The organism is Clostridioides sp. ZZV15-6597 (assembly GCF_020657815.1).
Taxonomy (GTDB): Bacteria; Bacillota; Clostridia; order Peptostreptococcales; family Peptostreptococcaceae; genus Clostridioides.
Map to the genome: position 1 here is coordinate 42,939 of NZ_JAGWCT010000012.1, position 25,032 is coordinate 67,970.

A 25,032-nucleotide genomic window follows, 5' to 3' on the forward strand; every position below is an offset into this window, starting at 1 on the left:
AAACTTTTCTCCTTGTATAACCTTATCTATACATATCTATCAACAAGCCTTGTATCATATCAACAGTAGAAACAATATCTATGTTTTCTTTTTCTTCACTAAGTAACTTACTAGTCATATCCTCAAGTTTATTGTCAACAATCTTTACATTCTTATAATACTGATGCTCCCAAAAGCTACTATTTTTATCAAGTGAATACATGTTATCTACAACAGATTTTAGGTATTCTTTTACTGCATTTTTATATATACTAATATCGCTATAGTTTTGAGTAAGTACAAGCCTTTCCCCTGCCTTTTTTACACTTTCCAGATTTCGTTTTATATCTTCTATTGAAGAAGATTGTTTTACAGAGTTTAAATTATCAGAAAATTTATTATTTTCTTTCAGTTTCTTAACCTCTATATTTCTACTTGGACTTATGTTTAGTTTATCTATATTTATACCCATAATAAAGCCTACCCTCTATAATATTTCATAACCTTAGGAATATAATTTTGTGTTTCTTTTGGCATTTTATACAAGTCAGAAATTGATTCTACCCCTCTACTTTTCATCCTTCCAGGACCACCATTATATGCCATTAATCCCATTTCTATGCTCCCTCCAAACATATCAATGTATTCCTTAATGTGTCTAGTTCCAGCATCTATATTTTGCTCTATATTAAAAGGGTCTGTAACACCCAAATCTCTGCAATTTTCTGGCATAAGTTGCATAAGACCCTTCGCACCAGCAGAAGATACAGTATTTGGATTAAAATCCGATTCAACTTTAATTATTGCTTTTATAAGATTCGCATCCACATTATATTTATTTGATGCTTGCTCTACAGCATTTTCAATTCTTGACTTTACATTTTTATCTTTTGTATCAACATCTATAAACCTACTAGCTGTATTATTTACTACATTATCAAGCTCGTTAAATAAATTTTCAGAATTAGACAATAAATTATATCCATTAGAAGTCTGTTGATTATTTTGTGACAATCCTTTTAACAATGTCATCATAATCATATCAAATCCAGATGAATTATTATATGTACAGTTACACTGATTTGTAGTGTTGCTACCAGATAATTGAGTCAATGCCAATATATTAATTAATGAACTTATCTCATTCAATATAAAACTCCCCTTTCTAAATTTTATAAACATCCAATCTAAACTGATAGAACAGATTTCCACCAATATTCATGCTCTATATACCATTTAACTGTTTCTTTTATACCTGAATCAAAATCATATTTTGCCTTCCAACCTAACTCATTCTCTATTTTAGATGGATCAATAGCATATCTTAAATCATGACCAGGTCTATCATTTACATAGGATATTAAATCCTCAGATTTACCTAAAAGATTTAGTATAGTTTTTACTACTTCTATATTACTTCTTTCATTATGACCACCTATATTATAAACCTCACCTATATTACCTTTATGTATTATTAAGTCTATAGCAGTACAATGGTCGTATACATATAACCAATCTCTTACATTTTCTCCATTACCATACACTGGCAAATCTTTATCTTCTAAGGCATTTAAAATCATAATAGGTATTAATTTTTCAGGGAAATGATATGGTCCATAATTATTTGAACATCTAGATATAGTTGTTGGCAAGCCATATGTTCTATAGTAAGAGTTCACCAATAAATCTGCTGATGCTTTAGAGGCTGAATAAGGAGAACTTGGATTGATAGTAGATTGTTCTGTAAAAAATAAATCCTTTCTATCAATTGGTAAATCACCATAGACTTCATCTGTAGAAATCTGATGATACCTTTTTACTCCATATTTCATAGATGCATCTAGAAGCACTTGAGTTCCTATAATATTTGTTTGGATAAATAATTGTGGATTTTCAACTGACCGATCCACATGAGATTCAGCAGCAAAGTTAACAACCATATCAAATTTTTCTTCTTCAAATAAATTATATACCTGTTCTCTATCTGAAATATCTCCCTTAACAAATTTATAATTGGGCTTGTCTTGTATTTCTCTTAATGTTTCCAAGTTACCAGCATAAGTCAACAAGTCTAGATTAACAATAAAATAATCTACATACTTATTAAGCATATAATGTACAAAATTACTTCCAATAAATCCTGCTCCTCCAGTTATTAGTATTTTTTTCATATTTTTCTCCTAAATGTTAATTCTAATAAATTTTATTAACGTTCTATACAAATATCTTTAAAACTTTTTTGTTTTTTGTCCTTTGCTGATAGGAATAGTTCTTCAATTCCTTGTAAAGGCCACTCAATCGATATTTGCTTATCATTCCATATAAAACCACTCTCAAATTCTGGGTAATAATAATTTGTACACTTATAACTAAATACTGCTTTTTCTGATAAAACTAAAAATCCATGTGCAAATCCTTCTGGAATATAAAGTTGCTTTTTATTTTTATCAGACAGTATTATTCCTTCCCACTCTCCAAATGTTTGTGAATCTTTTCTTAGGTCAACTGCAACATCGAAAACTTCTCCCTCTGTAACTCTGACTAATTTTCCTTGAGGATATTTAGTTTGAAAATGCATTCCTCTTAAAACACCTTTTCTCGAGCTAGACTCATTATCTTGAATAAAACACATATCAAGACCCTGCTCCATAAAATCCTTCTTATTGTAACTTTCCATAAAATATCCTCTTTCATCACAAAACGCATTTGGTTCGACTATATATAATCCGTCTATTTTTGTCTTTATAAAATTAAATTTTCCCATTATAACAAACTCCCTTAATAAAATTTATAATAAATTTTATTTACCATAATTACATATCTTCACTAGCCAAATTTAATAGATATTGACCATACTCAGTTTTTATCAGTGGTTTGGCTAATTTCATTAATTGTTCTCTACTTATGTATCCTTTTGTATATGCAATCTCTTCTAGACATGCTATGTACAATCCTTGTCTTGTTTGAACCACTTCTACATAGTTAGAAGCATCTAATAGACCTTTATGTGTACCAGTATCAAGCCAAGCCATACCTCTTCCTAGAAGTTCTACCTTTAATTTTCCTCTTCTTAAATATTCATTATTTATCGAAGTTATTTCTAATTCACCTCTATCTGATGGTTCAACAAGCTTTGCTATTTCTACAACATCATTGTCATAAAAGTATAACCCTGGTATAGCATAATTAGATTTAGGTATTTTAGGTTTTTCTTCTATTGATAAAACATTAAAATCTTTATCAAATTCTACAACACCAAACGCATTTGGATTACTAACATGATATCCAAATATAGTTGCTCCAGTTCTTTTAACTGCATTCTCTAATCTTTCACTAAATCCATACCCATAAAATATATTATCACCTAATACAAGAGATACACTATCATTTCCTATAAATTCTTCTCCTATTATAAATGCTTCTGCAATCCCATTTGGTTTCTCCTGAGTTGCATATGTTATTTTAAGTCCTAATGAACTTCCATCTCCAAATAGTTCCTCAAATGCTGTTATATCTCTTGGTGTGGATATTATTAGTATATCTTGTATCCCTGCCAACATAAGAACTGACATAGGATAATATATCATTGGTTTATCATATATTGGAAGTGTTTGTTTTGATATACATTTTGTTATAGGATATAGTCTTGTTCCAGACCCTCCTGCTAAAATAATTCCCTTCATATTTATTCCATCCTTAAAATTGTTTTTGTCATATTATGATTATCGGATAAATAAAAGAAATATTTATATTTTATGTAATATCTTATTTTATTTTCTACAATCAGTATATTTATTTCCTATCTATGTCATATACTTTTAGATACTCTTCAATAGACTCTTCCCATACTCTAAACGAATTTAATCCTATTAATTTTAACATAAAATTATCTAGTACAGAGTATTGTGGCCTTTGAACCTTACTTTTAAAATCACTACTTTTAATTGGATTTACTTTTATATCTATATTTTTTAATTCAAATATCTTTTTAGCAAAATCATACCAACTGCATTGACCTTCACAGGTGGCATGATAAACTCCATAATTCTCTGTCTCCATGATTCTTATTATAACCTTTGCTAAGTCTACTGTACTTGTTGGACTTCCAAACTGGTCATTAACCACATTAACTTCTTTGTTTTCTAAAGAAAGTTTTATCATAGTCTTTACAAAATTATTCCCATCACCATATAGCCATGCTGTTCTCAATATAAAGTACTTATGTGAGAATTGTTCCACAAATTTTTCTCCCATAAGTTTACTTTTTCCATACACAGAATTAGGTTCAGTTTTATTATCTTCTCTATATGGATATTTAGAAAAACCATTGAATACATAGTCAGTTGATATATGAACAAGTTTAGCATTAACTCTTTCTGATGCGATTGCTAGATTTTTTGCTCCTAATGCGTTTATTTTATATGCAATTTCTATATTATCTTCACATACATCAACCTTCGTGTATGCTGCACAGTTTATAACTACATCAGGTTTGTTATATAAAATAAAATCATCTACATTAATTTGATTAGATATATCCAAATCATCTCTTGTTGTAGCTAATATAGTATATTTTGGTTGATTCATACTTTGATTGATTGATTTTAATTGGTTGACCAATTCTTTTCCTAATTGGCCATTAGACCCTGTTATTAATATTTTCATTAATTATTTTCATCCTCCAGTAAATATTCAATTCCTCTTAATAATTAATTATAACATAGCTTATATTTTGACTTGCGTAGAATATATTTTTATGTAAGTAAAAAAGAGATGTAATATCAAATGATTATCATCATATTATTACATCTCTCTAAGTCTAAATATTTAAAATATATGTTTTAATTACCAATTAATTATCAGAATCCTATCTAAAATACTTAACTCCAGATTCAAATATCTTTTGGTCTTTTTCACCTATGATATTCTTAAATACTTCCCCACCAATTCTCTCAGAATGTCCCATTTTACCAAACACTCTACCATCAGCACTAGTTATACCTTCAACAGCATAGAATGAACCATTTGGATTAAACTCAATATCATAAGTAGCTTCATTATTAAAATCAACATACTGAGTTGCTACTTGTCCATTAGCAATTAATTCTCTCATAACATCTTCACTAGCAACAAATTTACCTTCTCCATGAGAAATTGCTATATTGTGAATATCTCCAACATTAGTTTGAGCTAACCAAGGAGATTTATTAGATGAAATTCTAGTTCTAGCAATCTTAGCTTGATGACGGCCAATATTATTGTAAGTAAGTGTTGGTGCACTTTCACTTGGAACTCTTATTTCTCCATATGGAACTAAACCTAACTTAATTAACACTTGGAATCCATTACAGATACCTAACATTAGACCATCTTTTTGAGTTAAAAACTCATTTATAGCTTCTTGAACTCTAGGGTTTCTAAATACAGTAGCTATAAATTTACCAGAACCATCTGGCTCATCACCAGCACTAAATCCTCCTGGTAACATTATTATTTGAGAAGATTTTATTTCATTCACTATTGTATCTATAGAATCTTCTATGTCTTTATAAGTTAAATTCTTAAATACTCTTATATTTGCATTAGCCCCTGCTCTTTCAAATGCTCTTGCAGAATCGTATTCACAGTTTGTTCCAGGGAATGCTGGTATAAATACTCTTGGAGTAGCTATACTTAATGATGATTTTTTAGCCTCTCCTTGTGATATATAGCTTATAGTCTCTATTTTTGATTTTACTTCTTCTGTTTTAGTTGGGAATATAGGCTCTAAAGTACTACAATGCGCTTTATATAATTCATCTAATAAAAGTTCTTCGCCTTTAATGAATATACTAGCATCTTTAACTGTACTTCCAAGCACTATGTAATTATATTCATCTAACATGCTCAAATCATCATTTGCTAATTCAAGTACTATATTTCCATAACTAGCTTCAAATAATTTATCATCTGTACATACTTTTTCAGCTTCTTCACTAAACTTAAATCCTATTTTGTTACCAAAAGCCATTTTACTTATTGCTTCTCCCACACCTGCAAATCCTAATGCATATGTTGATAAAACTTTATTTCCATGTATAAGTTCTCTTACTTTATCTAAGTTTTTCTTTAATTCTTCAAAGTCTATAACATCATTTTCTGATTTATTTACACATAACATTACTACTTTTGAATCTGCTTTTTTAAATTCTGGAGATACTACTTTCTTAGCGTCTACTGTATCAACAGCAAATGAAACTAATGTTGGTGGAACTTCAATGTCCTTAAATGTACCAGACATACTGTCTTTCCCACCTATAGCAGGTATCTCAAACTTACTTTGTGCATAAAATGCTCCTAAAAGTGCTGAGAATGGTTTCCCCCATTTTTCTGGATTGTTACCAAGTTTTTCAAAGTATTCTTGGAATGTAAGTCTTGTTGTGCTGTAATTTCCTCCAATAGCAACTAATTTACATACAGATTCTACTACTGCATATAAAGCTCCATGGAATGGACTCCATTTTCCTACTTTTGGATTATATCCATAAGTCATTATTGTAGAAGTATTAGTCTCTCCACCAAGAACTGGTATCTTAGCAACCATACCTTGAGTTGGAGTAGCTTGGTACTTTCCACCAAATGGCATAAGTACTGTATTACCACCAATTGTATTATCAAACATCTCTACTAATCCTTTTTGAGAACAAACGTTAAGGTCTGATAATACTTTTGTAAATTTATCTTTCATACTTGCAGATTTAACATCTTTTACTATTTCATTAGAAGCAAAGAATGTATTTTCTTCATCTACTTTAGCAACATGAACATCAGTAGTTTGTTTTACTCCATTTGTATCCAAAAACTCTCTATTTATATCAACAATTGCCTTTCCATTCCAGAACATTCTTAAATATCCTGTGTCAGTTACTGTAGCTACATGTGTAGCTTCTAAGTTTTCTTCTACAGCTAATTGTATAAATTTATCTTTATTTTCTTTTTTTATAGCTACTGCCATACGCTCTTGTGATTCTGATATTGAAAGTTCTGTTCCATCAAGTCCATCGTATTTTTTAGGAACTAAGTCTAAATTTATATCTAAACTATCAGCAATCTCACCTATAGCAACACAAACTCCTCCTGCTCCAAAGTCATTACATCTTTTTATCATTTGAGCAACTTCTTTATTTCTAAAGAATCTTTGTATTTTTCTTTCGTTAGGAGCATCACCTTTTTGAACTTCCGCACTACAAGTTAATATTGACTCTTCACTATGTTCTTTAGATGAACCAGTTGCACCTCCACAGCCATCTCTTCCTGTTTTTCCTCCAAGAAGAACTATTACATCTCCTGCTTCAGGTCTTTCTCTTACTACATTTTCTTTTGGTGCTGCTGCTATAACCGCACCTATTTCCATTCTCTTTGCAACAAAGTTTTCGTCATATACTTCTGCAACTTGTCCAGTTGTAAGACCTATTTGGTTACCATATGAGCTATATCCATGAGCTGCTTCTGTAGTTATTTTTCTTTGCATAAGCTTTCCAGGTAAAGTGTCCTCTAAAGTTGTTCTTGGGTCAGCACTTCCTGTAACACGCATTGCTTGATAAACATAGCTTCTTCCTGATAATGGGTCTCTTATAGCTCCACCTAAACAAGTAGCTGCTCCACCAAATGGCTCTATTTCAGTTGGATGGTTATGAGTTTCATTTTTAAACATTACTAAATATTTTTCCATCTTTCCATCAACTTCAACATCTACATTTATACTACATGCATTTATTTCTTCACTTTCGTCTAAATCATTTAACTTACCATTTTTCTTTAATTCTTTTACTGCAACTGTAGCTATATCCATTAAGCATATATCTTTGTGTCTGTTTACATATACATTGTCTCTTGAGTTAAGATACATTTGATACGCTTCTTTTACTATATCATTAAACTTACCATCTTCTATTTTTACATTTTCTATTTCAGTCATAAAAGTAGTATGTCTACAATGATCAGACCAATAAGTATCTAAAACTTTTATTTCTGTTATAGTTGGGTTTCTCTTTTCTGCATCTTTAAAGTATTTTTGAACATGTTGTAAGTCTCCTAAAGTCATTGCTAACCCTTTGTCACTTACAAATGATTTTAATCCATCTTCATTTAAATCTATAAATCCATCTAATATTTCAACTGATGTTGGTATCTCAGTTTCCATTTTTAATGTTTCTGGTTTTTCTAAAGATGCTTCTCTACTATCCACTGGATTTATGCAGTAATCTTTTATTTTGCTAAATTCTTCATCAGTTATTTTACCTGATAATATATAAACCTTTGCTGTATTGATAGCAGGTCTTATACCTTGATTTACTATTTGGACACATTGAGCTGCCCAGTCACCCCTTTGGTCATATTGACCAGGTAGGAATTCTATTGCAAATACTCTTTCTCCATTTAATTCTGGTATTTCCTCATAGTATACTACATCTAGATTTGGCTCAGAAAAGATTGTCTTTGCTGCATTTTCGTAAACATCTTCTGATATTCCTTCTACATCATATCTATTTAATATTCTTAAATCTTCTATACTACTTATGTGTAAACTTTCCACTAAATCCTTTTTTAAAGCTTTAGCCTCAAGGTCAAAACCTTCTCTTTTTTCAACTAGTACTCTTCTAACCATTGAGTCTTTATTTTCAGTATTCAACATACCTTATCCTCCATTTTAGAAAAATTATCTTCCTATGTCTGTTCTATAGTGCATCCCTTCAAAGTTTACTTTCTTTATATTTTCATAAACTTTTTCTGCTGCATCCTTAACTGTAGTTGATTTTGCAGTTATACCAATTACTCTTCCTCCATTAGTAACTAAATTACCATCAAGCATCTTAGTACCACTGTGGAATACTACTATATCATCATCCAAATTTTCAAGACCAGTTATAACTTTTCCTTTTTCATAACTGTCTGGATACCCTCCTGATGTAAGCATAACACATACAGCTTCATCATCACTATAATTTATTTCTATGTCTTTTAACTTGTTGTCAAGTATAGCTTCCATTATTTCATGTAAATCTGTTTCTAATCTAAATAAAACAGATTGTGTTTCAGGGTCTCCAAATCTTACATTATATTCAAGTACTTTCTCTCCATCATCAGTTATCATAAGACCAACAAATAAAATACCTTTAAAGTTAAGTCCATCTTTTTTGAATCCTTCTAATGTTTTTTCTAGTACTGTTTCTTTTACTTTATTTGCTAATTCTTCTGTATAGATTTCACTAGGTGAAAAAGTTCCCATTCCACCTGTGTTCGGTCCTTGTTCATAATTGTTTACCTTTTTATGGTCTTTTGCACTTGCCATAGGAACTATTGTATCATTGTCTACAAATGCCAAGATGGAAGTTTCTATACCTTTTAAAAATTCTTCAATTACTATTTTATCTCCAGCAGTTCCAAATTTCTTATCTGACATCATTTCTTTTAAAGTTGCTATAGCATCTTCTCTATTTTCAGGTATTACAACACCTTTTCCAGCAGCTAATCCGTCCGCTTTTATTACTACTGGATACCCAAAGCTATCTATTTCTGATATAGCTTCTTCTAAGTTTGTATATTCTTTATATTTTGCAGTAGGTATGTTATGCTTTATCATAAAATCTTTTGAAAAAGCTTTACTTCCTTCAAGTTGAGCACATTTTTTATTAGGTCCAAATACTCTTAAACCTTCTTTTTCAAATTCATCTACTATTCCCATAACTAGTGGTACTTCTGGACCTACTATTGTTAGACCTATGTTGTTATCCTTGGCAAACTTTAAAAGTCCTTCTACATCAGTATCACCTATATTTACACATTCTGCTACATTTGCGATTCCTGCATTACCTGGCGCACAATAAACTTTTTCTACATTTTTTTCATTGCTTAATTTCCAGCATATAGCATGTTCTCTTCCGCCACCGCCTACAACCAATATCTTCATAATATCCTCCTTAGTGTTTGAAGTGTCTTATTCCTGTAAATACCATAACCATATCATACTTATCACAAGCTTCTATTGAATCTTTATCTTTTATAGAGCCACCTGGCTGAACTACTGCTGATATTCCATATTCATGAGCTAATGTTACACAATCATCAAATGGGAAAAATGCATCTGATGCTAAAACAGCTCCTGTAAAATCTTTATCTTTATTGTTTTCAAGAGCATTTTTTAATGCCCAAATTCTTGATGTTTGTCCACAACCTAAAGCTAGAGTTTGACCATTTTTTACTATTGCAATTGCATTTGATTTCATGTTTTTTACTACTCTCATACCAAATTCCATATCTTTAAGTTGTTCATCTGTTGGTTTTGCTTTTGTTACATTTTCGCTTTTTTCTGCTAATATATTATTTCTATCTTGTATCAATAATTTTCCATCTAAGTATTTCATTTCATATGGTTGTAAACTATTTTCTATCTTAGCTAATTTTAAGATTCTTAGATTTTTCTTTTGTTTAAGTATCTCTAATGCTTCTGGTTCAAAATCGTATGCTACTACTATTTCTAAGAATATTTCATTTAATTTCTCTGCTGTAGCTTTGTCTATAGTAGAAGTTATTCCTACTATTCCACCAAAGATTGATACTTTATCTGCTTCATAACATTTTGTATATGCTTCAAAAGCATCTTTTCCTAATCCTACACCACATGAATTAGCATGTTTTATAGCTACTGAAACTACGTCTTCACTATCTTTAAATTCTCTCATAACTTCTAAGCAACCATGTAAATCATTTAAGTTGTTGAAAGAAAGTTCTTTACCACCTAGTTGTTCATAATTTAAGATTGGATTTTTTGCATTTGATTGTGAATATAAGAAACCATTTTGATGTGGATTTTCTCCATATCTTAAAGTTTGTTCTTTTTGGAAAGTTAAATTTAATATGTCAGGATATGTATCTCCTACTTCTCCAGCAAAATAGCTAGATATTAAAGCATCATATCTTCCTGTAGTTGAGAAAGCTTTATATGATAATTTTTTTCTATCTTCTAATGTCATTGTGTCTGTTTTTAATTTTTCTATTATAGAATCATAATCTTTTATATCTACTACTACTATTACATCTTTATAGTTTTTAGCAGCAGAACGTATCATAGATGGTCCACCGATATCTATATTTTCTATCATTTCATCGTGGCTTTTTCCAGCTTTTAAAGTTCCTTCAAAATCGTATAGATTTACAGCTACTAAATCTATTGAATGTATTTTATGTTCATTTACAGTTTCTACATGAGATTCTTTGTCTCTTTTGTAAAGTATTCCACCATGTATATATGGATTTAATGTTTTTACTCTTCCATCCAATATTTCTGGGAAGTTTGTAACATCTTCAACTTGCATTACATTAACTCCATTTTCTTTTAATGTCTTAAAAGTATTTCCTGTAGATATAATTTCATAGTCTAGCTTATTTAATTCTTTAGCAAATTCAACTACACCTGTTTTGTCAGTTACACTTATTAAAGCTCTCTTACTCATTTATAAACACTCTCCTACCTTGAAGTTTTAATTTATTTTCACAAAAAAGACTTAAACTCTCTTCCAAAATCCTATGTTCAACTTCTAACACTCTTTTTGCAAGTGTTTTTGCATCATCATCTTGATTTACCTTAACTACATCTTGCATTATTATTGGTCCAGTGTCAGCACCTTCATCCACAAAATGAACTGTAGCACCAGTTACTTTAGCCCCATAATCTATTACTCCCTGATGGACTCTTTCTCCATAGAATCCAGCTCCGCAAAATGAAGGAATTAATGATGGATGTATGTTTATCATTTTGTTTCTAAACTCATTAACCAGCTTTGGGCTGATTATTTTTAAATAACCAGCCAAAACTACTAAATCTATTTTATTTTCTTTAAGAATTTCTATTATCTTGTCTTCATTAGTTTCACAAATTGCCTTTATGTTATGATTTTTAGCTCTCTCTAAACCATAAGCATCTTGCTTACTTGAGATAACTACTTTAACCTGACCTTTTATCTTTCCAGACTCAGTACCATCTATAACTGCTTGTAAATTTGTTCCTCCACCAGATATTAAAACTCCTATATTTAGCATAATTCTACACCTTCATGACTATCTACTACTTCACCAATTATATATGCTTTATCTTCTAATAATTCACTATACTTTTTATCTACATAAGAAGCATTGTCATTTTCTCTATTATTTATAAAGTTTACAACATCGTTGGCATTTTCTTTATCTACTATTAAAACTAGTCCAATACCCATGTTAAAACTCTTATGAAGTTCTCTCTCATCTACAGCATTAAAACCTTCTATCATTTTGAATATAGGAGGTTTCTCCCAAGATTTTTTATTTATATCTAATCCTAATCCTTTAGGTATAACTCTTGTTATATTTTCTATAAGCCCTCCACCAGTTATGTGAGCTATAGCTTTTATATCATGTTTAGCTAATACATCTAAAGCTAACTTAACATATATTTTAGTTGGTGTTAAAAGTGCTTCCCCAACGGTCATTCCTAGTTCTTCTACATATTGTTCCATCTTATAATCATAAGTTTCTAAGAATATCTTTCTTATGAAAGAAAATCCATTACTGTGTACTCCACTTGAAGATATACCAACTAATACATCTCCTGATTTAACATCATTTCCAGAAACAATCTTTTCTTTGTCTGCTATACCTACAGAGAATCCTGCTAAATCATAATCATCATCTCCATACATTCCAGGCATTTCAGCAGTTTCTCCACCAATTAGTGCACAACCAGACATCTTACAACCATCTGCTATTCCGCCAACTACTTTTTCTATATGCTCAGGAACTAATTTTCCAAGAGCTATATAATCAAGGAAAAATAATGGCTTAGCACCTTGACATATTAAATCATTTACACACATTGCAACTAAATCTATTCCAACAGTATCATGCTTGTCCATCATTTGAGCTATTTTTAACTTAGTCCCAACACCATCTGTAGATGCAAGCAAAACTGGTTCTTTCATTCCTACAAAATCTTTTAAACTGTATAATCCACTAAAGTTTCCTAAATCTCCAACTACATTTCCATCATAAGTTCCTTTAATTTTCCCTTTTATAAGGTCTACTGCTCTATTTCCTTCATCTATATCTACACCTGATTCTTTATATGTTAACATGAAAGTAGTTCCTCCTTATCAATTTTTTTAACTGGGTATTCTCCATCAAAACAAGCTTTACAGAAAGTAGACTTATGTTCTGCTGCATCTAACATTCCTTCTATATCTAGGAATTTTAAACTATCACATCCAATATATTCTCTCATTTCTTCTACGTTGTTACTTGATGCAATTAACTTAGAGCGATTTGGAGTATCTATTCCATAATAACAAGAGTAAGCGACTGGAGGAGATGTTATTCTAAGATGAATTTCTTTTGCTCCTGCTTCTCTTAAAGATTTTACTAACTGTTTAGATGTAGTTCCTCTTACTATTGAATCATCTACTAAAATTATAGATTTTCCTTTTATTACTGTTGAAAGAGGATTTAGTTTTATTTTTACAGCTATTTCTCTTTCCTCTTGTGTAGGTTTTATAAATGTTCTTCCTACATATCTATTTTTAACTAGACCTTCACTTATTTTTAATCCACTAGCATTTGCATAACCAATAGCCCCTGGCCAACCTGAATCAGGAACTGGAACTACTACATCTGCTTTTACATTTTCATCTTGAGCTAATCTTTCCCCACATTTAATTCTGAATTCATATGCATTTACATTATCTATAGTTGCATCATTTCTTGCAAAGTATATGTGTTCAAATATACAACTTTTCTTAACTGGTTTATAATTTTCTGAGTAAAAATATGATTTTAATTCGCCATCTTTAACTACTATTATTTCTCCTGGCTCTACATCTCTTACAACTTCTCCGCCAAGTATGTCTATTGCACAATTTTCTGATGCAAATATATATTCATCACCCTTTTTACCAAGTACAAGAGGTCTAAATCCATGTGGGTCTCTAACTGCAACCAATTCATCTTGACTCATTATTACAAGAGCATATGCACCTTTGATATAGTCCATTGTTACTTTTAAACTTTCTACTATATCACCTTTGTAATATCTTGCAAGTATATATAAAATTACTTCTGTATCTGAATTAGTTTGGAACATATATCCATCTTCTTCTAGCATATCTTTTAAATAATTTGCATTTACTAGATTTCCATTATGAGCTATAGCTAATTGTCTTTTTCTGCAACTTCCAACTAAAGGCTGACAGTTAGAAACATGACTTCCTCCAGCTGTTGAATATCTAACATGTCCAATACCTATATTTCCTTTTAACTTAGATAATTCACTTTCCTTAAAAACATCTCCAACTAATCCCATATCTTTTTTGTACTTAATTTCTCCATCATCTAAAAGAGCTAAACCACAGCTTTCCTGCCCTCTGTGTTGCATAGAATATAAAGAATAATATAGTTCTTTAGTTACATCTTTATTAGAGTAAATCCCTAAAACTCCACACATACATTTGCCTCCTATTTATTATTCATTCTCGAAAGTACTTCTGTATAACCTTCTACAAGGTCTCCAAGGTCTCTTCTAAATCTGTCTTTGTCTAATTTTTCATTTGTGTTTACATCCCAAAGTCTACAAGTGTCTGGTGATACTTCATCTGCCAATATTATGTTTCCTTCTGAATCTTTACCAAATTCTATTTTAAAGTCAACTAACTTTAGGTTTAATTTTAAGAAGAATGCTTTTAGCAATTCATTTATTTTTAGAGTTTCTTCTCTTAAGAATTTTAATTCTTCTCTAGTTGCTAATTTCATTGCCACTGCATAATCGTCATTTAGCATTGGGTCACCATAATCATCATTTTTATAGCTTATTTCAAAGATTGGCTCATCGAAAACTACACCTTCTTCAAGACCAACTCTTTTGCAAATAGAACCAGCAGCAATATTTCTTACTATCACTTCTAATGGTAAAATTTCTACTTTCTTAACTAACATTTCTCTATCTGATAAACTTTTTATAAAGTGTGTATTTATATTATTTTCTTTTAACATTTCAAAGATTATTGTTGATATCTTATTATTTAGTATACCTTTTGAAGATATTTCTGCTTTTTTTTCTCCATTAAATGCTGTTGCATCATCTTTATAATAAACAACATATTCATTTTCATTATCTGTAGAATATACTTGTTTTGCTTTTCCTTCATATAATAACATTTCTGTTACCCCCTTAAATTCTTGTCGTCTTCTAGCACCTTTTGTGCCATTTCTTCTCTATATGATTTCAAATCTTCTTTTAATTTTGGGTATTTTAGAGTCATTATTTGTAATGCCAATAAAGCTGCATTTAAACCTAAATCTATTGTAACTGTTGCAACTGGTATTCCTTTTGGCATTTGAACTATTGATAAAAGTGAGTCTAATCCATCCATAGTTGATGATTTAATAGGCAATCCTATTACTGGAATTAGAGTTTGTGAAGCTATTACACCTGGTAGATGTGCTGCTTTTCCTGCTGCTGCTATTATTACATCTGTATCATCTTCTATTTCTTTTAGGAATATTGAAAGTTGTTCTGGTGTTCTATGAGCAGATAATGCTCTTGCTACAACTTCTATTCCATATTTTTCAAGCAGTTTTATCCCTTCTTCTAATTTTGGATAATCTGATTTTGAACCCATAACTACTGCTACTTTCATTAGACTTCCCCTCTCCGTTTATAAGTTATTTTAAATTTTAAATCATTCGCATTATTATACGAATTATACACCTTAAATTTTATATTAATATACATATATTATCAACTCTTTTTTGAAATTTTTTAAAAAAAATATTCCTTGTATTTTTTTCATTCGCCCCCTTGCGAACTTTATTTACTTTTTTTGATACCTAACAAAATTACTTTTCATTTATTTATTATTTTTTGATAAATAAATATATTTTATATAATTTAGAGTAAACTTACATAATATTTTTTAAATTATAATATTCATAATTCAGTAAGATACTCACTTCTATAAGATATTTACATCAAAATCTATACTAAAAAAGGAAGTTGATTATCATAAATCATCCTCCTTATTCATAGATATACAATTTTATAGTTGTTGACTTACAAAATATCTAGTTTTTAATTTTATTTTACCAATCAATTTATATCTTATTAATAGTTAAATGTCTTTAAATAATTTTTTGTACAATAATGGTATTTCTTGATAATCCAAAATTATAAAGTCAGGTTTATAAACCAACTCCTCTACCCTATGTTCCCTATGATTCATCCAGATACTCTTCCATCCAGCTTTTTTAGAACCTACTACATCATTTTTATAAGAGTCACCTACATAATATGTATTTGCCTTATCTAAATTCATAAATTTCTCAGCCAATCTAAAAATATTAATATCTGGCTTAGAAAAACCAACTTCACTAGAAATAAAAATATTCTCTTCATCAACCCATTTTTCAATATTTAATTGCTTTAATTTCATTCTTTGATGAGAAGATGGTCCATTAGTTATAATTCCAATATTAATATTTTTTTCTTTAGCAAAATTTAAAACTTGCTCCATTTCTGGGATTAGAGTTATTTGTGATTGTTGATATATATACTCATCTTGAAAATTTTGAGCATCTTTTTCTGTAATGGCATTTCCTAATTCTTTAAAAGCTTTCATTATTCTATACACATGCATTTTTTCAATTGGCATCTCTCCACTCTCAGTCAAATGAAATACCTCATCACTATACTTTCTGCTACTTATATATAAATCCTTAACAGAAACATTCTTTATTGAAGAAAACACTTTATCATATGCAATATAAAAAGGTGTTAACTGATTGTATAAAGTATCATCTACATCAAAAATTAAATTAATCAAAATATTAGTCCTCCAAAATTTAATAGTGGTAAATATAATTATAACTATAAATACCTAGTATAACAATACTTACCACTATAAGTCCTATTATTTATTTAAAATTCTAGTAGTTACACCCTTTAGATTATAACATTCTGCATAATCACGTAAAGGACGCTTAATATGGTCTACAACAAATCTTTGACCATCAATGTTATTTTTGCTTAAATTACTATAAAGCACTTCTATCTCTCTTTTAACATCATCATTATTGAATGTATAGTGACCTGCAATATCTAATATCTCATTAGATATTACTTCATCCTTAAATATTTCTTCAGTAGTTAAACTTTTTTGTTCTCCCATTACCCATTTTCTCCAACGTCCACATTCAATAGCATCTACAAGAAGAACATGTCTAATATTTGAAGTTTTTTCAATTAATCCTTCTTCCTTTAGTTTTCTTTCAACTTCTGCTAGCTTTAAGTATGCTCTAGTCTCTTCAGTACCATATTGAGGAGCAACATTTGTCGCAATAATTTGAGATGGTATATGCTCTAATAAAGTCACATCATCCAAATAATCTCCATTATGTTCTTTTAAACCAACTCCATACTTTTTAGCCATTTGAGCTAAATCATAAGCATTCTTAAAATTAAAAGTTCCTACTTGCTCTGTTTTTCTAGTTAGAGTCCCTGTCTGACCAACTATAAATGTTGGCATTGGTAAATCTCTCTTTTCAAGTTCAACTTTTAATCTAGTTATAAATGTTTCATATGTCTCAGTTGAAGTTAATCCTCCATTTGTTTCCTCTGTCCCAACTTCATATCCTATCTCTGGAAAATTAAGTCTTTTTCTTTCTTTTTCGCAATATTCAATTAATTCTACAGTTCGTTCTAAGACTATATCCAATGGAATCACTTTCCCCATTTCAAATGGATCTTTTGTAGGGTCAATCATTAGTAAATCAAAACCTGCCTCAATATCAGCTAAATAAGATTTTTTTCCTAATTCCATAGCTTTGTCAACAGGTAAATGGTCATTTCTTTCTTTATCTCTTTGCCATGGCCCTCCATGGTCTCTGCATAAGTAATATAAACCATCAAATCCAACTTTATCAGCTATTCTCTTAATATCTCTTGTGAAAGTTTCTTGATTCCAACCATTTACATAGCCTCCACCTAGCTCATCTGCATCTACTTGATTTCTACTGGCAATAAACATTAAAGGAAAATCATCATCTTTCGCTAATTCAAAACTCGCTTGTAACAAATTAGGTGACATAGGACCAATCCCTAAAAGTGTTGCACTTTTCCCCTCTTCTTGTAAGTCTAGTAATCGTTGTACGACAGTTTTTATTGGTAATTTTTTCATTACTATATCTCCTTTTATTCTATTTTTTAAGATGTTTTTAAAGATATTTTTAATAAAATCTTCAATAAAAACATCTTTATGTTATATGTAAAATAAATCAAACTTTATTGAAAAGTATCTTTTATTTTCTTAATTAATGCATCAGATTTTTTAATAATGTCAGACACACTCATTCTTACTACTTTCTTTCCTTTAAAACGCTCCATATTTCTAATCTCAACATCATTAGTTAATATCACACAGGCTGCTTCTTCAATTTCCTTAGGTGACAACTCATTATCTATTCCAGAACTTCCTTGAGTTTCAACCTTTATTTCTATTCCAAATTTTTTTGCTGATAATTCAAGTGATTCAGCTGACATGTAAGTATGTGCTACTCCACTAGGGCAAGATGTTACTGCTACAATTTTCATATCTTCATCTCCTTTAAGTTTATAGTTATACTAAGTTTATAGTTATACATGTTTTTTTTAAAATTTTATATAAACTAATTTATTATTTCATATATCTATAATTCTTCGAATATCAATTCAATAGAATCATCTATATCTTCTTCAATTTCTTCATCTTCTTTTACATCTTTCTTTACTAATTTCATCAATATTGCGACAACAACTGCTCCAGTTAGTACAGATGCTATATACCCCAACCTGTTATCAACAACTGGAAGTACTATCAAGCCTCCCCAAGGAGCATGATTTAAACATCCTAATAAAAAAGCCATAATATTTCCAATAATTGAACCAGCCATAATACAAGGAATTACTCTAACAGGGTCCGCTGTTGCAAATGGAATAGCTCCTTCCGTGATTCCAACACATCCCATTAGAAGTGATGCTTTTCCTGAATCTCTTTCTTCTTTACTAAATTTTTTTGGGAATAATAATGTTGCTAACCCTAATCCAATTGGAGGTATACAAATCGCAACGCCAACCCCTCCCATTAAGTATGGAAGTGTATCAACTTGTGTTTGAGCAAAAGTCGCAGCAACTTTATTTATAGGGCCACCCATATCAGAAGCTATCATTCCTCCCAAAATACCCCCTAAAGGAATCTTTGAAACACCAGACATTCCATTTAACCAGTTCGTCATCCATGCCATAAAAGAAGCTATAGGTTCTCCAATTAAAAATACAATTATGCCACCTGTAATCAATGTACCAAGCAAAGGATAAATAAATATGGAACCTAGAGTTCTCATTGTAGGAGCTAATTTTATTTTCTTTAGTTGTAAGACAACAAATCCTGCTATAAATCCTGCTATAATACCACCTATAAAACCAGCATTTACTTCTTTTGCTAAATATGCACCTATCATACCTGGTGCTAGCCCTGGTTTATCTGCCATACTAAATGCTATATATCCACCTAATATTGGGATAAACAAAGCTAGACCTGCAGCACCAATTTGATTTAGTTTAGCTAACCATCCAGTTTCAGGAACAGCAGCTTGTCCACTTAATGTTACTGACAAAGCAAATAATATTCCCCCAGCAACTACAAATGGAATCATATATGATGTTGCTGTCATAAGATGTTTTTGTAAAAACTTTAAAATCCTCATTTTAATCTTCCTCCCCTATCTTTTCTTTTATAAGATTATAAACTGTTTGTTCATCTGACTCTCTAATTTGATTTCTAAAACTCTCATGCATCAATAAACGTGCCAGTTTTGATAAAATCTTTAAATGAAGATTATTTTCATTATCTTTTGTTACTGATATTAAAAATATCAAATCTACTTTTTCACCTTCTTCTGTCCATTCAATAGGAGCATCAAGCTTTCCAATTGTAATACAAGAATCTTTGACCCCTATACTTTGACTATGAGGTAGACCTATACCATGCCCAATATATGTTGATAAAGTTTCCTCTCTTTTTAAAACATCTTCTAAAAATTGATTTTTATCTCTTAAATACCCCTCTTTTGATACTACATCCACTAATGATGTAATAGCTTCTTCTTTTGAATCTGCTTTCATTTTGAATGAGCATTTTACATTGACTAATTTACTCATACAGTGACCTCCTCCTCATATTTATGAATTAAACCTTCTGCTTCTTCTTTTGTCCTTGTACTTTCTAACATACTAATAAAATTAGTCTTATAAACCATTTTAGTTAAATTAATTATTGCTGGAATTTGCTCTTTTTTATCTCTACTTGCTAGACAAAATATAACTTTAACCTTTTTATCACCAAAACTAATTGGCTCTTTACATATTAGTAAACTTATTGAACTCACTTTAACTAATGAACTATCATTCCCATGTAATAAAGCAAACTCTTCATCTTTTACAGCATAAAAACCTACATTTTTCAAAATATCTATAATATTATCAGCATATTGTGTTGATACAAAATCACAATATGCAAGTATATTTGAACTAATTTTAACAGCATCTTCCCACTTCACTTCTTTATCAATTATGCTGATAGTATCAGCCCCTATTAAATCACTTAATTTAAGTTGTCTAGATAATATCCTTTCATCACTATATCCGAGTTCTTGCCATATGATACTCAACACTCTTTTTTGAGCATCTTCTTCTAAGAAATCTAGCCTTTTTTTAATTGATATATAATTAGTCAGGACATTCTTTCTTTTTATTCCTTTTTCTTCAAGTTTTAGATAATCGTTTTCTTGTAAAAATGGATTAATCTCAATAACTACTTTAGGTAAAGTTGCAGCTATCTTTGATGTTGTTATAATGAAATCGATATTTTCCCAGTCCTTATAATCTTGCAATTTATATGCTGGAATACTGTCCAATATATTTATTTGATAATCATTTATTAGAGTATCTTTTAACATAGCAATTACTCCATATCCAAATCCACAAACTAATAATATATTTTTATAATTATTTCTCTCATTTCTTTGTACGCTTCCTAAAAAGTGTATTGCTAAAAGTATTATTTCATTTTCATTTCTTATTTGATTTAACATCCTATTCTTTTGTATAGAAACCTTAGTAGCTTCAAGTACATATTGATATTTATCTGGTATAACATGGAATAGTTCTTCATAGATTTGTATGTTTTGTTTGATTCTTTCTATTAATGGAGCAATATGATTAAGTAAACCTTTATAAAGAATCATATCTTCTTTGAAATCAACACTTAGTATTTCTGACATATTGTAAATTAAATCTTGAACTATTATTTCTGTACTAATCAAATCCATATCTTCATTTAAACTTGCATATTTATTTGTAAAAAACACAAAACTTTTTAACAATAAAATTTGTTCTTTGGTCAATTTCTTTTGAATGATTTGTTCAAATTCTTGGTCAAACTTATTTTCAAAATACGGCTCACTTAATGAAGAAGATTCTAAAGGATGTTTTTCATCTGAATGTATGTACCATGTAAAAAGAAAAATATTTGAAACATACCACGTAAAAGATTCATCGTTTAAAGTCCAATCCATTTGGGAAAGTAAATCTGTTGACCAGTTATATATATCATTCAAAGAAATTCCTTTGAATATTTGTTCAATAATCTTCACTAAATACTGCTCAAACACACTTAAATCAGACTTTTCTTTACCAAATAGGTAAGAATATGATTTTAATATACTTAGTCTTTGTTTATATATAGTGTTTTCATCTCCACTTATTTTGAAAGTCTTATCATATGTGATAGTTATTTTGTTTCTTTCTAATTCATTTGATAAAACATTAAGGTCGTTTTTAATTGAACTTCTAGAAACCTGGAATTCTTTGCTCAACTTTTCTAAATTTAGCTTATCTATTTTAAACATTGATATAATTTTCATAATAGATACTCTCTCAGTTAAAGAAAACACATAGTCATTATTATCTATATATACTACTTGGAAATCTTTAGGAATAATTAATATACCTTTATTTATCTTTTGTATTAATGGTTTCTTTAGTGACTGTAAAACAATATTTAAATTATTTATGTCATATCTAACTTTTCTTTCTTCTATACTTAGTTGTTGGCTAATCTCCCTATAACTTGTCTTCTCTTTTTCCTTTAGAAAATTCATAATGAGTAACATTCTTCCACTTATCATATTTTCCCTCCTTTCAAAATAATTAGAGTTATCAATACTGCAAATTTTATGTTATTCTGTATATTTTAGTTTTTTTATGTCTAAAAATAGTAACTATCTTTCTATATTCAGAATAATACAATAAAGCTTTAACTACAACTTACAATATTTGAAAATTGTTTTTACAAAATCTGTAGACATATTTTTATCAAAAAATATAATATTTATATTTAAAACTTTATACCATCTACTGATTACAATACATTTTAATATTACATAGTATTTTCAACGCTTTATTCATAACTACTATATATCTATAACTATATGGGCAATAGTTAAATAGTTAAAGATTTTACTTAAAAGTAAAACTATATCTGAATATTTAATCATACAAGTAAAAAAGGCAAGCTATATATTTAAATTATATAACTTGCCTAAATATTTTATTTTAGAACTCTAATCATTAGATATTTTCAAATTTTTTATTTTATTATCATTATATGTGAATTCTTCAAACTCAGATATTGATAATGGCTTTGAGAAAACATAACCCTGAACATAATCACATCCAATACTTCTTAAGAAATGTACTTGTTCAACTTCTTCAATACCTTCAGCAATTACTTTCATGCCAAGCCTTCTACTAAGTTCAATAACAGATTCTACAACAATTTTACCACGTTCTATATCATTTTTATTCACAAAAAATGAACGATCTAATTTAATTATCTCAACTTTAAAATCCTTTAATATTCCTAATGATGAATATCCAAATCCAAAATCATCTATAGAACATTTAAAACCTTTACTATGAATATCATCTATTACATCAATAGCTTCTGGGCTTTCTAAAAAAATAGATTCAGTAAGTTCTAAGTCTATTAACCATGTAGGCACATTATATTTATTACATATCATCTCATATTTTTCTAAGAATAATTTATCCTTTAAATGTTGCCTTGATACATTAACAGAAATTCTTAATAACTCTTTACATTCTTTTATCCATTTAGAAATCAATTTACATGTTTCTTCAAGCACATACAAGTCTAATTCACATATAAATCCGTTTTTTTCAAAAAGAGGAACAAAATCACTTGGATAAATCATTCCTTTTTCTACACTATTCCAACGAACAAGAGACTCCGCGCCTCTAATTTTTCCAGTTTTTATATCAACCTTTGGTTGTAAGCATATAAAAAATTCTTTATCTGCAAGAGCCTTTTCCATTAAATTTGATAATTCCTTTTCAAATATCAATCTATTTTTTTCTATATCGCTATAAAAATTAAAATCACTTTTATGAGTTTTATTAAAACTTTTTCTTGCTGTATTTACATGGTCTTGTATTGTTATTAAATCTTCATTATGATTTTCAATAGTGTAAATACCTACTGATATTCTTAAAAAGTATGGGTTTTCTTTGTCTTTATTAAAATAATTAATCTCATTTTCTATTTTATACAATAATTCTAAAACTTCTAATACTGGTCGATTCTTTATAAATAGATAGAATAAGTCTGCATCATGACGACATACAAACTCTTCATCATTAACAATATTCTTTTCCAATACATTATAAATATATTTAAGTGCATTATTTCCTTTTTCACTACCAAAGCAGTCATTTATTAGCTTAAAATCTTTTATGTTTATTGCTATCATCATATAAGTACTATCAGGTGACTTAGAAATTAAAGGTTTTATTAACATACTAAATTTTGTTGAATTAATACCATTTGTTATATTATCTAAATAAGCAATATCTTCAATTTGTTTTATATATTTTCTTCTAATAGTATATAAAAGCCATGTTATAATTCCAATAATAAAAATAATCATAAAGGTCATTATTATTGTAAAAATGTTTAATTTATTCAATTCACCTAAGACAGCTTCCTCAGGCACTATAAGAACAAAATACCAATCATTTAAATCTTTTGTTACTGGATGATAAGTTAGCAAACACTTTACATTTTTTGATGAAGTTATTGTAATTTCTCCTGATTCTTCACTCTTAAAGTCATCCATCATTTTGGGAACCCAATGCTCATTTATAGCACCTCTATATTTATGACTAATATCCTTTATCAACTCACTATTTTTACCTATAAAGAGAGGTTTCCCCTTAGTATTAACAATTTCAATAGTTCCTTCTCCATTAAAACTGTCAATACTAAGAATATTATTCACACTTTCTTTTTGAGAAACACCTACTAAAATACTAGATACCTCATGTTTATCATCAAATATAGGTACACTGTAGAGTACAACATCTAGTGACTCTATAAGTTCTGTATATTCTTTACCTTCTATTCCCTTTTTATATGAAACAGTATTCTCTAAGTCCAATTTTTTTCCACTTAAAAACTCTGCTTCACCTTTTAAATCAATTATCCCAATATCAGAATATTCATAACTAGTTTTTCTTTTTGCTAAGTAATCATATCGACTATCGCCTTCATATTGTTTAATAAAATCTGCCATTAGTCTTAAATCAGACAAAATAAACTCAATTTGATTGTCAACATTTGCTACAATTTGTGTAGATACATCGTTTAAATAGTTTTTAGTTTGCTTATTAGATATGTTGTACAGTTTTACAGTAGTAAAAACAGTAATTACAAGAATTGAAATAATAAGTGCACATAAAATTATAGACAAAACCATATTGTTTTTTTCGTACCTTGATAATTTCATTTTTTGTCCTCCAAATTATAAGTCCATTTTTAGTATAAATACTAACTCTACAAATTTTATTACTAAAAATCTATCCACACTATATTATAATAT

21 protein-coding genes are annotated in these 25,032 nt (G+C 29.2%); all 21 read right to left on the reverse strand.

Translation table 11 applies throughout. The features are described from left to right. Positions 1-22: 22 nt before the first annotated feature. Complete coding sequence (locus KGF52_RS04860) at positions 23-451, reverse strand: YaaR family protein (protein ID WP_227839317.1); 429 nt, start codon at positions 449-451, stop codon at positions 23-25. A gap of 8 nt (positions 452-459) precedes the next feature. Next, a complete protein-coding gene (locus tag KGF52_RS04865; protein ID WP_227839318.1) occupies positions 460-1,128 on the reverse strand; it encodes a lytic transglycosylase domain-containing protein in 669 nt (222 codons plus the stop codon). A gap of 38 nt (positions 1,129-1,166) precedes the next feature. Next, a complete protein-coding gene (gene rfbB / locus KGF52_RS04870; protein ID WP_227839319.1) occupies positions 1,167-2,150 on the reverse strand; it encodes a dTDP-glucose 4,6-dehydratase in 984 nt (327 codons plus the stop codon). Positions 2,151-2,185: 35 nt separating this feature from the next. Continuing rightward, a complete protein-coding gene (gene rfbC / locus KGF52_RS04875) occupies positions 2,186-2,743 on the reverse strand; it encodes a dTDP-4-dehydrorhamnose 3,5-epimerase (protein ID WP_227839320.1) in 558 nt (185 codons plus the stop codon). A gap of 49 nt (positions 2,744-2,792) precedes the next feature. Beyond that, positions 2,793-3,662 carry a glucose-1-phosphate thymidylyltransferase RfbA gene (gene rfbA, locus KGF52_RS04880; RefSeq protein WP_227839321.1) on the reverse strand — a complete coding sequence of 290 codons (870 nt, stop codon included), beginning with the start codon at positions 3,660-3,662 and terminating at the stop codon, positions 2,793-2,795. Between the two features lie 109 nt (positions 3,663-3,771). Continuing rightward, positions 3,772-4,644, reverse strand: a complete 873-nt coding sequence (rfbD, locus tag KGF52_RS04885; protein WP_227839322.1) for a dTDP-4-dehydrorhamnose reductase — start codon at positions 4,642-4,644, stop codon at positions 3,772-3,774. A gap of 202 nt (positions 4,645-4,846) precedes the next feature. Further along, a complete protein-coding gene (locus tag KGF52_RS04890; RefSeq protein ID WP_227839323.1) occupies positions 4,847-8,653 on the reverse strand; it encodes a phosphoribosylformylglycinamidine synthase in 3,807 nt (1,268 codons plus the stop codon). A 24-nt stretch (positions 8,654-8,677) separates the two neighbouring features. Continuing rightward, a complete protein-coding gene (gene purD, locus KGF52_RS04895; RefSeq protein WP_227827800.1) occupies positions 8,678-9,928 on the reverse strand; it encodes a phosphoribosylamine--glycine ligase in 1,251 nt (416 codons plus the stop codon). A gap of 10 nt (positions 9,929-9,938) precedes the next feature. Continuing rightward, positions 9,939-11,471, reverse strand: coding sequence for a bifunctional phosphoribosylaminoimidazolecarboxamide formyltransferase/IMP cyclohydrolase (gene purH / locus KGF52_RS04900; protein WP_227839324.1), 1,533 nt, complete (start codon positions 11,469-11,471; stop codon positions 9,939-9,941). Beyond that, positions 11,464-12,057, reverse strand: a complete 594-nt coding sequence (gene purN / locus KGF52_RS04905; RefSeq protein WP_227434636.1) for a phosphoribosylglycinamide formyltransferase — start codon at positions 12,055-12,057, stop codon at positions 11,464-11,466. The genes purH and purN overlap by 8 nt, the downstream gene beginning before the upstream one ends. Beyond that, positions 12,051-13,127 carry a phosphoribosylformylglycinamidine cyclo-ligase gene (gene purM / locus KGF52_RS04910; RefSeq protein ID WP_227839325.1) on the reverse strand — a complete coding sequence of 359 codons (1,077 nt, stop codon included), beginning with the start codon at positions 13,125-13,127 and terminating at the stop codon, positions 12,051-12,053. The genes purN and purM overlap by 7 nt, the downstream gene beginning before the upstream one ends. After that, the gene (gene purF, locus KGF52_RS04915; RefSeq protein WP_227827803.1) at positions 13,121-14,488 is read right to left on the reverse strand and encodes an amidophosphoribosyltransferase; all 1,368 of its coding nucleotides are present in this window, start codon (positions 14,486-14,488) and stop codon (positions 13,121-13,123) included. Before purF ends, purM begins: the two co-directional genes overlap by 7 nt. A gap of 11 nt (positions 14,489-14,499) precedes the next feature. Then, a complete protein-coding gene (gene purC, locus KGF52_RS04920) occupies positions 14,500-15,198 on the reverse strand; it encodes a phosphoribosylaminoimidazolesuccinocarboxamide synthase (protein WP_227452069.1) in 699 nt (232 codons plus the stop codon). Between the two features lie 5 nt (positions 15,199-15,203). After that, positions 15,204-15,680, reverse strand: a complete 477-nt coding sequence (purE, locus tag KGF52_RS04925; protein WP_003425290.1) for a 5-(carboxyamino)imidazole ribonucleotide mutase — start codon at positions 15,678-15,680, stop codon at positions 15,204-15,206. Between the two features lie 471 nt (positions 15,681-16,151). After that, positions 16,152-16,862, reverse strand: coding sequence for an HAD family hydrolase (locus tag KGF52_RS04930; protein WP_227839326.1), 711 nt, complete (start codon positions 16,860-16,862; stop codon positions 16,152-16,154). Positions 16,863-16,949: 87 nt separating this feature from the next. Then, positions 16,950-18,215 carry a class II D-tagatose-bisphosphate aldolase non-catalytic subunit gene (locus tag KGF52_RS04935; RefSeq protein ID WP_227839327.1) on the reverse strand — a complete coding sequence of 422 codons (1,266 nt, stop codon included), beginning with the start codon at positions 18,213-18,215 and terminating at the stop codon, positions 16,950-16,952. 104 nt (positions 18,216-18,319) lie between these two features. Next, positions 18,320-18,628: a PTS fructose-like transporter subunit IIB gene (locus KGF52_RS04940; RefSeq protein WP_227827807.1), complete on the reverse strand. Its 309-nt coding sequence runs from the start codon at positions 18,626-18,628 to the stop codon at positions 18,320-18,322. Between the two features lie 95 nt (positions 18,629-18,723). Beyond that, positions 18,724-19,779, reverse strand: coding sequence for a PTS fructose transporter subunit EIIC (locus KGF52_RS04945; protein ID WP_227434629.1), 1,056 nt, complete (start codon positions 19,777-19,779; stop codon positions 18,724-18,726). A gap of 1 nt (position 19,780) precedes the next feature. Then, positions 19,781-20,233 (reverse strand): PTS sugar transporter subunit IIA, encoded by a 453-nt coding sequence (locus KGF52_RS04950; protein ID WP_227839328.1) that lies wholly within the window; start codon positions 20,231-20,233, stop codon positions 19,781-19,783. Then, positions 20,230-22,260 (reverse strand): PTS sugar transporter subunit IIA, encoded by a 2,031-nt coding sequence (locus KGF52_RS04955; protein WP_227839329.1) that lies wholly within the window; start codon positions 22,258-22,260, stop codon positions 20,230-20,232. Before KGF52_RS04955 ends, KGF52_RS04950 begins: the two co-directional genes overlap by 4 nt. Positions 22,261-22,695: 435 nt before the next feature. After that, positions 22,696-24,939, reverse strand: coding sequence for a GGDEF domain-containing protein (locus tag KGF52_RS04960; RefSeq protein WP_227839330.1), 2,244 nt, complete (start codon positions 24,937-24,939; stop codon positions 22,696-22,698). Positions 24,940-25,032: the final 93 nt, after the last annotated feature.